Origin of the sequence: Paraburkholderia polaris (assembly GCF_012927345.1) — a bacterium.
GTDB classification, from domain to species: domain Bacteria; phylum Pseudomonadota; class Gammaproteobacteria; order Burkholderiales; family Burkholderiaceae; genus Paraburkholderia; species Paraburkholderia polaris.
In genome coordinates, this window is sequence record NZ_JABBGJ010000092.1 from 1 (window position 1) to 11,925 (window position 11,925).

Annotated in this window: 9 protein-coding genes and 1 pseudogene; 9 read left to right on the forward strand and 1 reads right to left on the reverse strand. The window is 56.6% G+C overall.

The window, feature by feature from the left end:
- From HHL24_RS42295 to HHL24_RS42305, 3 genes and pseudogenes are all read left to right on the forward strand, one after another.
- The coding region (locus HHL24_RS42295) for an amidohydrolase family protein (protein ID WP_169491166.1) at positions 1 to 195 on the forward strand (195 nt) is incomplete at its 5' end.
- 432 nt (positions 196 to 627) lie between these two features.
- Positions 628 to 1,926 (forward strand): Nramp family divalent metal transporter, encoded by a 1,299-nt coding sequence (locus tag HHL24_RS42300; protein ID WP_169491191.1) that lies wholly within the window; start codon positions 628 to 630, stop codon positions 1,924 to 1,926.
- 148 nt (positions 1,927 to 2,074) lie between these two features.
- Positions 2,075 to 3,211 (forward strand): annotated as a pseudogene (locus HHL24_RS42305) (IS3 family transposase).
- A 200-nt stretch (positions 3,212 to 3,411) separates the two neighbouring features.
- Here HHL24_RS42305 and HHL24_RS42310 read toward each other — a convergent pair.
- Positions 3,412 to 4,077, reverse strand: a complete 666-nt coding sequence (locus HHL24_RS42310; RefSeq protein WP_169491192.1) for a GntR family transcriptional regulator — start codon at positions 4,075 to 4,077, stop codon at positions 3,412 to 3,414.
- A gap of 2,371 nt (positions 4,078 to 6,448) precedes the next feature.
- Here HHL24_RS42310 and HHL24_RS42315 point away from each other — a divergent pair.
- The 6 genes from HHL24_RS42315 to tatC all read left to right on the forward strand — a co-directional run bounded on the left by HHL24_RS42315 (position 6,449) and on the right by tatC (position 11,491).
- The gene (locus HHL24_RS42315) at positions 6,449 to 6,862 is read left to right on the forward strand and encodes a RidA family protein (RefSeq protein ID WP_169491193.1); all 414 of its coding nucleotides are present in this window, start codon (positions 6,449 to 6,451) and stop codon (positions 6,860 to 6,862) included.
- Between the two features lie 607 nt (positions 6,863 to 7,469).
- On the forward strand, positions 7,470 to 8,753 hold the full coding sequence (locus HHL24_RS42320) for an MFS transporter (protein ID WP_169491194.1): 1,284 nt from the start codon (positions 7,470 to 7,472) through the stop codon (positions 8,751 to 8,753).
- A 294-nt stretch (positions 8,754 to 9,047) separates the two neighbouring features.
- Complete coding sequence (locus tag HHL24_RS45280; protein ID WP_407947558.1) at positions 9,048 to 9,293, forward strand: DDE-type integrase/transposase/recombinase; 246 nt, start codon at positions 9,048 to 9,050, stop codon at positions 9,291 to 9,293.
- A 482-nt stretch (positions 9,294 to 9,775) separates the two neighbouring features.
- Positions 9,776 to 10,006: a Sec-independent protein translocase subunit TatA gene (gene tatA, locus HHL24_RS42330; protein ID WP_169491195.1), complete on the forward strand. Its 231-nt coding sequence runs from the start codon at positions 9,776 to 9,778 to the stop codon at positions 10,004 to 10,006.
- 69 nt (positions 10,007 to 10,075) lie between these two features.
- Positions 10,076 to 10,621, forward strand: coding sequence for a Sec-independent protein translocase protein TatB (gene tatB, locus HHL24_RS42335; RefSeq protein ID WP_169491196.1), 546 nt, complete (start codon positions 10,076 to 10,078; stop codon positions 10,619 to 10,621).
- A 69-nt stretch (positions 10,622 to 10,690) separates the two neighbouring features.
- A complete protein-coding gene (tatC, locus tag HHL24_RS42340) occupies positions 10,691 to 11,491 on the forward strand; it encodes a twin-arginine translocase subunit TatC (RefSeq protein ID WP_169491197.1) in 801 nt (266 codons plus the stop codon).
- Positions 11,492 to 11,925 lie beyond the last annotated feature (434 nt).

Consider the following 11,925-nt stretch of genomic DNA (forward strand, 5'->3'; position numbering starts at 1 on the left):
AGCCCTGACAGTAACCGCTGGGTCATCGAGATGATGGGCGTGGACCATGTGGTGTTCGGCAGTGACTATCCGTTCGACATTGGCGATCCTGAGGGGCGCCGGTCGGTGCCGGTGATCGATAGCCTGGCTGCGCCGGATCGAGCAAAAATCTACAGGGGCAACGCGGCAGCCCTGTTGGCGCGCAAAGGGATCTGATCAACGCCCAACATATTGCGTTGGGCAATCGACCTGGAGGCAAAGACCGCCCTTCCTGAAAACGAATCGGAGTCTGCGCGCCCTTGCGGGCGCCCAGACTCGGTCAAGTTCACAGCGCCATCAGGTCGGCAACGACGCTTGGGACATCGCCGGCGCCATGGCCAGCAAGTCCATCATCGCCCCGCTTTACAGCAGCGGCCGTGCGTTCGGCCGCACCCGCTCAGACTTGCTCAGCAAGCATGTATCTGGGCAGCACGGCTGCAGAAAAAGGGGGCTTCTTCCCGAAAGGTGCGCTCAACATGACCGTCTGGCTGACCGCAGCACTTTGAGTACCGGCAACAGGCCGCCGTGACGGAGGTCACGCCCTCCGTCGGCCGATGCTACCACTTACTACTATAGCTTGCCCCGAGTGGACGGCACATAGGAGATTTCATGAACGAAACCAAGAGTCAGGCGGTCCTGCCGCAGACACTGACCGAGCAGACGTGTTTCCATATCCGCGAAGCACTTGCCGGTCGCCGTCGTGGGCCGCGTGTGATGCTGTCGTTTGTTGGGCCAGCCGTGGTTGCTTCAATTGCGTATATGGACCCCGGCAACTTCGCAACCAATATCCAGGCTGGCGCGGGCTACGGCTATTCGCTCCTGTGGGTGGTGGCTGCTGCGAATATTATTGCGATGCTTTTTCAAGCGATGTCTGCCAAACTCGGGCTTGTGACCGGCCGCAATCTTGCGGAATTGTGCCGCGAATCGTTGCCGCGTCGATATGTGTACGCGATGTGGGGTTTGAGCGAGATCGCAGCAATGGCCACGGACCTCGCCGAATTCGTCGGTGGCGCAATCGGGGTGTCGTTGTTGCTGCATCTTTCGATGATGGCCAGCATGCTAGTCACCGGCGCCGTCACCTATGGGCTGCTGCAATTCGAGAGAAAAGGTTTTCGCCCGCTCGAACTGGTGATCGCCGCGCTCGTGGGCGTTATCGGACTGTCGTATCTCGCTGAATTGCTGATCGCGCCGGTGCACTGGCCATCAGTATTCCTTCATACATTCAGGCCGAGCATCCCCGACGACAGCGCGATGACCATCGCCGTCGGCATTGTCGGCGCGACCGTGATGCCACATGTCCTGTACTTGCACTCGGGGCTCACGCAAAATCGCGTCGCGCCGCGCAATGAACACGAACGTTCCAAACTGCTGAAGTTTTCGAATATCGAAGTGGTCGTCGCACTCGGCGTAGCGGGTCTCATCAACATGGCGATGGTGATCATGGCGTCTAGTGCGTTTCACCAGGGGCACGCGGACATCGCAAGCATCGAGACCGCATGGCATACCTTGACGCCCCTGCTCGGCGGGGCGGCTGCGGGTTTGTTCCTGGCAGCCTTGATCGCTTCAGGGATCTCGAGCTCAGTGGTCGGCACGATGGCCGGCCAGATGATCATGCAGGGCTTCGTCGGCTTTCGCATTCCTGTCGGTGTGCGCCGGTTTGTCACCATGGCGCCGGCCTTTGCCGTGGTAGCCTGGGGCGTCGACGCTACCAATGCCTTGGTGTTAAGCCAGGTGGTGCTGAGCATCGCGCTGCCAGTGCCGATGATCGCATTGCTGTGGTTCACCTCCCGTGGCGATCTCATGGGAGCCTACAAGAACAGCCGGCTCACGAACATATCCGCGGTGGGGGCCACGGTTGCGGTGCTGGCTTTGAATGGCGTGCTGCTGGTCCAGGCGGCTGGGGGGTAGCTCTGGTGCCGGGGCAGGCGAATGGATGTTCGTGAGTGCAATTGCCGGCTTGCATCCGCCGGCGAGCGTCGCGCGTAAATCAGGTCGGCCGGAAAAAGTGGAAGCCAACATTTCGAAAAATTCAGGAGTGGAGGCACAGATGAACTGAATTTCCAAAGCCGCCCACACAAAGGAATTCCGTGAAGGGGCGGTGAAGCTGGCAATGACCGAGGGCGTTGGCGTATCGGAGGCTATGTGTCCGCTGTCGATATCAATAGACAGTGGCAAACTGGTGCGTGCTGCGAAGGCCGCTAAGCCGGAGCGTGTGGGTCAGGATCAAAAGCCGTTGAGGGAGGTTTGGGCGAGTCAATCCGAAGCTGGTCGAAGTAAAGATGGAGCGCGATTTACCAAAAAAGATTCGCGACGTACTTCGCTAGGCAGTCACGGTGAAATACGGCGTGATCGAACAGATGCAAGAGGAGAATCCGATGCCGCCTATGTGCCGGCTGCTGGGCGTTTCCGTGAGCGGCTATTACTCGTGGTGCCAGCGGTCGCCGTCATTGCGGCCGCGGCAGGAGCCGCGACTGGAGCTGAGGTGCTCGCTGCACGTCAGCACACGCGCGAACTTTCGGGCCCGAACGCTTGCAGAAACAACTCAACGAGCATGGCGTGCAGCTCGGCGTTCACTGCATAAAAAGGCTGCGTAAAAAGCTTGGATTGCGTTGCAGGCAAAGGCGCAAGTTCAAGGCGACGATCCACCCAAAACACGATCTGCCAGTGGCACCGAACCTGCTGAACCAGGATCTCTCCGTAACCGCGCGAAATCAGGCCCGATCTGATGATCTCACGCATATTGCGACCGACGACGGCTGGCGGTTCCTCGCCAGCCTGCAGGATCTGTTCAGGGGAGAGCTGATCGGCTAGGCTATGAGCGCGCGAGGAGGTATCTGGTGATGCAGGTGCTGTTCCGCGCAGTTGCATCGCAACGCCCCGGCCGCCGGTCTGATCCATCTCATGGACTGCGGCAGCCAATACCGCGGCCACGCATATCAGGAGCTCGTCGGCTAGTTCCGCATGCAGGAGTCAATGAGGCGGCGAGGAAACTGCTTTGACAACACGCCGATTGAATCGCCTTGGGTAAGCTAAAAAAGCGAGCCGGTCCGCCATCAACGCTTGGTCACACTCGAAGAGGCCAAGCGAGCCATCGGCGAACACATTGAGATGTTCTATCGCCGGCAACGCACGCAGGCTCGTCTTGATTGTAGCATTCACGCAGCGATACTATCTGGCTCAGGTCGCTGCTTAATCTCATTGGTATTCGTGCGTTTCGACCGGCCTCATGTAAGCCGAGTCGGTAATGGCAGGATCTCCAACTGAAATCGTCCTTGGGTGAGCTCCATCCCCTGTGGCGATCACCCAAAGAACTCCGAGCCGATGATGCATGTACGCCTGATTAGCACGACGGTGACACCGGTTTCGAAATCGTGCGAAAGCCAGCGGTCGCGATTATTTCAGCGACTTTTCAGCCAAAGCCCCAGTGAGCTGAATGTGCTGCTTTAACAGGGTGGTCGCCTTTTCCACGTCACGAGCGAGCGCCGCCTCCATGATTGCATGATGTTCCGCGTCGATATTTCTGTTGGAAGTGGATCGCCGCGAGAAATTGCGATAACGTTCCGCCTGATCGAACAACAACTCACAGCTGCTGATCAGATACTTCGACGCGCAAGCCGAGATCAGAGCCGTATGGAATTGTCGATGGAGGGCATCATATTCCTCGGATCCGGTCGCATTGCGGAGCTGTCCCTTCCGCTGAAGGCGATGGAACGATAGGATAAGTTCCTCCTCCCACGCTTCGTCGCCCCGCCGAATTGCCTCCGCGAGGGACGCGTCGTATAGCAGACCACGGGTATGGATCAGTTCTTGCAACTCAAAGGCACTCACACCAGAAACCGAGAAACCGCGTCGATCGGTCTGTTGGACCAGCCCTTCGACTCCCAGCCGACTCAAAGCCTCGCGCAGAGGACTCAAGCCGACACCATAGCGCTCGCAAACTTCGGCCATGCGGAGTTTCGCCCCCGGCTTAAGGCTCCCGACGATAATATCTTTTCGAATCTTGGAATAAGTTGCAGAGGCAAGCGTCGCCTGGCTTTCACCTGATGTTACCTGGTCCACAGAACTGGCTCCGGTCGTTTCAACAGTCTCCCGTAAAAAACTACTGAGGTCATTCGGGGACTGATGGGGCTGGGGGATCGCGCGCTGGAGGTGAAGCGAAGGGCATCGCCTGCAGTCACATCCGGCGCGCAGTAATAATTCAGGCCGCTGTCAAATTGCGCCTCTGTTGCGGGGTGGATCAAAGTCGGCCTCGTCAGCCGTACGCCTGTCAAAGCGCGTACGGGCTTGATGATATTGAAGAGGTCAAGATAGCGGGGGGCCACGCGCGCGACTCGTCGGTTCGACGCTGGCTTCCTTCGCCTCGGTCTTTTCCTGATGGAGTCATTCGTCGGCCCCTCAAGAAGTAGCGCCATCCCGGCAACGATCCTGTCGCGCTTGACTCCCGCAGGGGCACCTTCACCGTGAGGGCCGAAGTGTAGACACCACCATTCGATTTCGTCATCTTCTCTCCCGAGCCGCACCAGGAAAATCACCGCTGTCGGGCAGAAAAGCCCCTTATTGAGTCGTTGAAATTTGCGCGGCCGACTTTTTTCACAGAAACGTTCTCCAGCGCTAATATTTTCGAAAACGTTGCCGTATTGTCTCATATTTCTCAAATATAGTCGCGATTCCCGGAGGACACGGGCCGTGAGGAGGGCCTAACCCAATCGCCATAGGCGATGGCAAGACAATGGACGCGCGGTGGCCGCATTAATGATTGGCAAACTTCCCCTCTTGCTCCGAGAGGGCTCAAATGAGAAAGGCGTCGAGGAGAAGTACGCGATCCGCACGGTCACGTGACCGTCGCCGAGTATGCGTACTCCCTGAGCAGTTCTTCAATCTCGGCAATTAACTTCGCGGTTGCCGAGGTCGAGGTTTTTTTGGCGATCGGGTGCCGGGCCTATCGCCAAAGAGGTTAAATTTTCGCCGATCGACGGCATGCAAACGTCGCAGGTCTGAAAGAGTCCATCTCCAAGATGTTAATCAGGCACTGGCTAGTGTCGGAGTCTTTCGTTTTGGCGACATCGGTACGGCGCCACGGTTTGGCGTGCTCGGCATGCATTCAGCTGTCGCTTCCCACGAGATCGCGGCTTCGCTGAATTCCCACCCAATATCCGTGATCGCGTGGATGTGTAAGACCGTCTGCAAGGCGTTTGGCGAGATCGGCGTCGATGTCGGCCAAATCAAAGCACTTGCTCCGAAGGTGGGCTCCAACCTGCATCCTCGACAGTCGGGCGCGGTTTGCTCCTCGCGGTAGGCGGGACAGGGGTGCTTATAGCGGTCAAAGGCGCTGGTCTGGAGAATGCCAGAATAGCCCGGCCACGTAACGGTAGGGATGCTCTCTCGTTCGATTGCGCGGAGGAGATGGGATCGCTGGCGGGGCTTGCATGCCGCGCGAAGATCGGCGCGCCCAATAAATCCCTACCAGTTCCCGTTCGGTCCTTGGCGAGGACCTGAGCCGTCGTGTCTCGCCAGGCAGACGTTCAGCAGTGAGGGCCGGGATAACGGAGTGGGCGCCCCCGTGCTCGCCGTAAGGGTATGCCCGCCTAGTTTTGTCAAGCGCTAGTTCGAAGGAGGGCATCGGAAGACCGCGACTATCGGCAACGACCAAGGCGCGAGGGCCGTGATCAGCGCAGTGCGTCAAAAAACCGACACGTGAGAAAGCTGGCTAGGTCGCCAGTTCGCACGGCGACACCAATATCGCAACCGTGGATCTTGCCAAGCGCACCGCGCGCATCGCTTGGGCAGTACTGCACCTCGCCGTGGATTCCAGTCGACTACGCGCATCGAACTCCTGTTGTCTGACATACGCACCGCAGAGGTTGACAGGGCTAGGATAACTGATTGAGAGATGGAAAATTCCAGCAGATGGGCAAGCGACCATGGCGCGATGGAAAAGCATTTGATATCAGGATCGGGGAATTTTGTGGTCTGCCACGCACTTCGAGCTCTTCCTGCATGAAGTGGATGATCAGGGTGATGTCTTTGCACGCAAGCAGTTACTACGAGGAGCGGAGCTGAAGATCTTCCCGAGTTGACGTTCTGCAAGGTCCGGATTGACGGTGCCCGACAGTACATTGTTGGACGCAGAAATCACGGTGCCAGACCACTCGATGTGGCCGATGCCGGCGGCTTATGTGAGCAGGGGGAAGAACTGTGCCCTCGATGTAGGGGCTACTCCACAATCTACGGACACGTAACTCGGCAAGCGGCACGTTTTGCGCTCTGCAGTCCCCCGAACAGGAGGGCAATGAACGATCTTCACCGTCTGCGTAGGACGAGCGCGAACCGGAGCACCTGTCCGATGGTCAATATTTTCGAAAAATCGCTTGCAACATCTTTTGTTTTCGAATTTAATAGTTCCAAGCACTCGTTACCTTAGGAGATCAGAATGGGAAAGCAAATCATCCAGCCGAGAGGGTTGGCAGAGGCCGTTGGGCCGTTTACTCGTGCGATCCTCATCGACAAACACCTGTACATTGCCGGCACCACGGCGCTAAGTCACGTGAGTGGTGGCTACTACGAGCGATTCGTCCCGGAGGGGATCGAAGAGCAAACCCGGTTGACTCTTGATAATATTAAAAAGTGTGTCGAGGCAGCCAATGGCACCCTGGACGATATATATAAAGTAGTCATCATGCTGAAAAACACGGAGGACTACGAAAAAATGAACGCCGTCCGTGCTGAATATTTCACGAATTCTGAAACGATCAGTACCTGTTTTCATGCAGGTGTGATGCGGGCCGATATTCTCGTTGAGATTGAGGCCGTGGCGTATATCGAGAACCCGACGACGTCGGACTAAGAAGTTCTTCGGTATAACGAAAACAACTATCCGGAGACTTGAGTGACGGATGGAGTGTTGAGCCGAGCATGCCGAGACCTTCCTCCCTACGCACGAAAACATAAAAAAGTGCGCTAGTTGTTGGCGTGAATCGGGAAGGTCGTGGGTGTTGCATCCGTCATTCGAAAAACGGAGATCAAGGCAGAATCCGATCAGCTTCTGCGCTGAGGGCGTCGCTAACTACAAGGTGCTGAACTGCATCGTATCTTTGGCGAAATTTGCGCAGATGGCTGGTCCACGCAGATTCAAAGTTCAAAAAACGAAACTTCGGGAAGTTGCCGAAGCATTAATCGCGTAAGAGTTGCCGCCGACCGATAGTAGACGCCGTCTCCGTAGCCGGTCCGCGGAATTAGGGCCGAAGATTTGGCCCGTGCGCCAGTGGGCTTGCTGAGGACTTTAGTCGTCGGAAGATCCTCTGGCAGGGGGCACGGGCCGCTGCTGGCGAGAACGGAACTCCCGGCGGGATCGGCGCCATGCTTGCCGTCATCGAGGCGGCTGATGACTGATCACTGCGTGAGCAGCACCATGCTTGCAGTTGATAGCCGCCACTAACAAACCGGAGGAGAAAATGACAGCAAAGACAATAGAAACTACATATAAGACAAAAGAAGAGACGAAGGTCTTGTACCGAACATGCATTTATATCTTAATTTTTCTCTTGGCTTCTATAAGTTATGTTGACAGGGTTGTCATATCGGTAGCCGCACCGTCGATTTCGAGGGAATTTGGATTGTCGCCTGTTGCAATGGGGTACCTGTTGTCGTCATTTTTGTGGGGGTATGTTTTATGTGTAGTGCCATTCGGCATGTGGATCGACCGGGTGGGTGCAAAACTTCCAATTTCAGTGGGCGTCGCCGTTTGGTCGCTTGCCACGGTCGGCACGGGATTGGCCGCCAGTTTCCCATTGTTGCTTTGCTCTAGGCTGCTTCTTGGCGGCGGCGAAGCGGCCGCCACGCCTGGCGTGGGTCGGGTCATACGGGAATGGGTTCCCGTCAAGGGACGCGGCGTCGCCTTCGCCTTGTATAACAGCGGGTTTTATGCAGGACCTGCGATCGGTGCCGTAAGCGTAGCCGCGTTGATGGAGTGGATCGGATGGCGCGGCACGTTCGCAGTCTGCGGATTGATCGGACTGGTCTGGCTTGCGTTTTGGCTGCCGATCTATCGAAATGCCCCTTCGCACAGCTCCGACGAGGCTGTTTCCAAACCGCTTGCGCATGCAGAGACTTCCACCGGCCGCACAGCGACACTTGACCAGTTCAAGGCGATTCTTTCATCGGGCTCGATGTGGGGCGTGTTCGTGGGTCAAGGCACTGCGGTCTACGCGCAGTATCTGTTTCTGTCCTGGCTACCGTCCTATCTTCAGGCAACCCGGCACGTCTCCATCATGAAGATGGGGTTTTACACTTCCGTGCCCTATGTGGTGGCCGTTGTCGTCGGGCTGACCCTCTCTCGCCTAAGTGACCGCATCCTGAACGAAAAATCATCGGCTGCAGGCAAGCGCCGGTTGATGTCGGCAGCCAGCATCATCAGTGCATCAGTCATCCTGTTCATTCCGCTCGTCCAGCCACTATGGCTTGTGCTAACCATTATGAGCATTTCACTAGCGGCAGTGGCGACAGCGGTTGGCCTAAACTTCGCCCTTCTTACCGATCTTGTGTCTAAGGGGTCTAATCAGGGCAAGGCGATGGCGATCCTGACCATCGGCGCCAACGGATTCGGTCTCATGGCGCCGATAGTTACCGGCTATGTCATTGCAGCAACGGGAAATTACAATTGGGCATTCGTGATCGCAGGTCTTCTGCTGATTACCGGCTCGCTCGCTGTGCTTACCGCTCGGAGACCGATCGGATAGGTCTTTGGGTGAGCGGCATTCAGAGTAGTCTGCTGCTGTATGCCGCCTTTTGATCGCGGCTGGATGCTGAGTCTTAACGCCGATCATTATGGTTCTCTCTTGTTAAAGCTGCAGGCTAGGATTCGAGGTTGGTAAATATGCTTCGGCTTTTCGATGAAGAAAGCGCAGACGTCGTGAAAGACGTTTGCTCCGGGCATCACGCGGATGCTCGGGAACCTTTCCTTGATCGATGTAATGTAGCTGCTCAGTTGAGGGTACGTCGCCTATTCGCTCACTTTTCGTAATCATCGGAAAATGAAGGTCGATCGCAGTATCGCGGTCGGTTATTCAGCGGGGGGCCAGACTCGTGCCGCTGTTCGAGAAGATGTTTCGCCGTCACAAGCATCCGGCTGGCAAGATCTGACGAATGGGCCCACTTATAGCCGAGTCAAAGACCGTTGGAAGCATCTCTACCGGGCAGTTGACAAGGCAGTTAGAACCAGTGATTTCTTCGTCAGAGCGGAGCCGGACAAGGTGGCAGCGCGGCGTTTCTTTGAATAATTGATCGCTCAGAATGGTGTGCCTGAGACGGTAATCATCGATAAAAATCAGCTTTGATTACGGCGGCGCACGCGGTGAGAGCCGAGCGCGAGACTCCGATCACTATTCGTCAAGTCAAGTACCTGAATGAGGTGCTCGAGCAGTGCCATTCGACGATCAACGCATTATCCGACCGATGCGAGGCTTTAAGGGCTTTTCGTTTTCGCCTACATCATCCTGTCGGACGTCGAAGTCATTGCGATCAGGACGGAGCAGATGAGAATCAGGAATGGATTATCTCTGTCCGCCACCGATCGTTTTTATTCGATAGTTATATTAGTACTATTAATCATGTTAGGCCTTCTCGTTAAAGTGGCGTTATCGCGGCAGAACCAAAAATTTCGGTTTAATCATCGGAGCGTCGACGCCCCGGTTCGGGTCGCAAGGCCCACATTCTTCGTCGCGAGCGACATGCGCGACGGAGCCACGGAGAGTTTTCAGTCATGGGTTCGTTGAGCATTTGGCATTGGATGATCGTTTTGCTGATCGTGGCACTGGTTTTCGGCACGAAGAAACTACGCAACATCGGCGGTGATCTGGGCGGCGCGGTAAAGGGTTTCAAGGAAGGTATTAAGGAAGGCGAAGCGGCGCCGGCTGAGCGACACGAATTGACGCACAATGGCCCGGTCGACGCGGAAGCGAAGGAACAGGCCTGCTCGAGTCACTATCGATAATCAAGCTGTTAGAACGGTTACGCCGGGCACCGGTCCCCCTCACTTGTCACCCTCAGGATCTTCGAATCCATGCTCGACCTTGGTCTGATGAAAATCGCGCTGATTGGCGTCATTGCGCTGGTAGTGCTCGGGCCGGAACGCTTGCCCGGTGTGGCGCGAACGGCGGGCGCATTATTTGGCCGCGCCCAGCGGTATATCAACGACGTCACGGCCGAAGTCTCTCGGGAGATAGACGTCGCCGAGTTGAAGAAGGCGCGCACAAAGTTTGAAACGGCGGCAGCAAATGTCGAAAGCAAGATTCACGATAATCTTCGCCGGCACGAAAACGAACTCAACAGAGCGTGGGACCAGGGCGCGTCGGTTTCGGAACGTGTGGCGGGCGGTGGTGACCCGAATCTGACTCACGCGTCCCGGGACACGCGGCCCTCGAATTCAGACAGCACGTTCACTAGTAGCGCGTCGCGCTCGAAACGAGGGAACTGGCGCCTCAAGCGGTCCGCTGTTCCTAACTGCTACAAGCGCACCACTTTGCGCAAAACACGCATGCAATCAGGGGCGCCACGAGTGGCACGGCATAGGCCTGAGACGCTGCGTCGTCCCACACGGTTTCTCTAATGTCTGCGCTTCTTCCATTTCGCGAATACCTACTTTTCTTTCATCAATGAAACCCAGCAGAGGGCCTGCGTGAGCGACTCGCAACAGATTAATGACGAGCCCGTCGAAGAGACGTTTATCTCGCACCTAGTCGAACTGCGCGACCGCATCATTCGTGCAGGCACTTCAGTCATCGTCGTGTTTATTGGATTGCTCTATTGGGCACCGCAAATCTTCCGGCTGCTCGCGCGGCCACTAATGCAGAACCTGCCGAAGGACGGCAAGATGATCGTCACCGACGTCACTGGGTCGTTCTTCGTACCAATGAAGGTGACCATGATGATCGCGCTGGTGATAGCACTGCCCATCGTGCTGTACCAGGTCTGGGCGTTTATTGCGGCGGGTTTGTATCAGCACGAAAAGAGGCTGATCGTGCCACTGGTCGGGAGCAGCTACATCCTTTTTCTGTGCGGCATGGCATTCGCGTATTTAGTCGTGTTCCCCACCATTTTTCACGTGATGGCACATTACAACGCGCCGCTCGGTGCGGAAATGACGACGGATATCGATAACTACCTAGGCTTCGTCATCACAATGTTCCTCGCGTTTGGCGTGACCTTCGAAGTGCCGATCATCGTAGTGATCTTGGCACGCACGGGGTTCGTCACTATCAGGAAGTTGCGTCAGATCCGACCGTACGTGATTGTCAGCGCGTTCGTGATTTCGGCCGTGGTTACGCCGCCGGACGTGTTCTCGCAACTGATCTTGGCAGTGCCGCTGATCGTTCTTTATGAGGTCGGCATCATCGCGGCGCGCCTGATCGTGGGGAAAGATAAGACCATAGAGTTGGAAGCGGAATCTGCGGAGCACCGGAAGGGGGAAGGTGATTGAGTGTGTCAAGCGCCGGCTCACGGGCGGGAAAGCAAAGGAGCCGTTCCAAACGTCGGTTGGTGCGTGCCGCTTTGCAGCGGCGGCAGCGCGGATCGCACAGTATTTGGCCCGAGGTTAGAGCAGGTTTGCGTTAGTACATTGGTGGCGAGGCACGTCCGTCGCTCTTCCACCATGCCGCGGCACGGCCCCGGCCGGGGTTGCTGTGTGTCCGCGCCATTTGACCGGCGACGCGACTCGTGCCCGGGTGATCTCTTCGATGCGCACGAAAGCCACCGAGACTGCCCCAAGGATAGCCAGAGCGACAACGTCTCCGATGCAGCCCTCATTCAGACCGCAGGACGGCCTTGGGTGGACGGACGCAGAGTTGCGGGCGTCCACCTGGTCTCGATTGCTCCATCGCGAGACGATTGCATGTCAAAATTATTTTCGAAAAA

Coding starts and splice junctions, on each gene's coding strand:
- tatA (WP_169491195.1), top strand. CDS start 9,776: ATGGGTTCGTTGAGCATTTGGCATTGGATGATCGTTTTGCTGATCGTG.
- tatB (WP_169491196.1), top strand. CDS start 10,076: ATGCTCGACCTTGGTCTGATGAAAATCGCGCTGATTGGCGTCATTGCG.
- HHL24_RS42315 (WP_169491193.1), top strand. CDS start 6,449: ATGGGAAAGCAAATCATCCAGCCGAGAGGGTTGGCAGAGGCCGTTGGG.
- HHL24_RS42320 (WP_169491194.1), top strand. CDS start 7,470: ATGACAGCAAAGACAATAGAAACTACATATAAGACAAAAGAAGAGACG.
- HHL24_RS45280 (WP_407947558.1), top strand. CDS start 9,048: ATGAAGGTCGATCGCAGTATCGCGGTCGGTTATTCAGCGGGGGGCCAG.
- HHL24_RS42300 (WP_169491191.1), top strand. CDS start 628: ATGAACGAAACCAAGAGTCAGGCGGTCCTGCCGCAGACACTGACCGAG.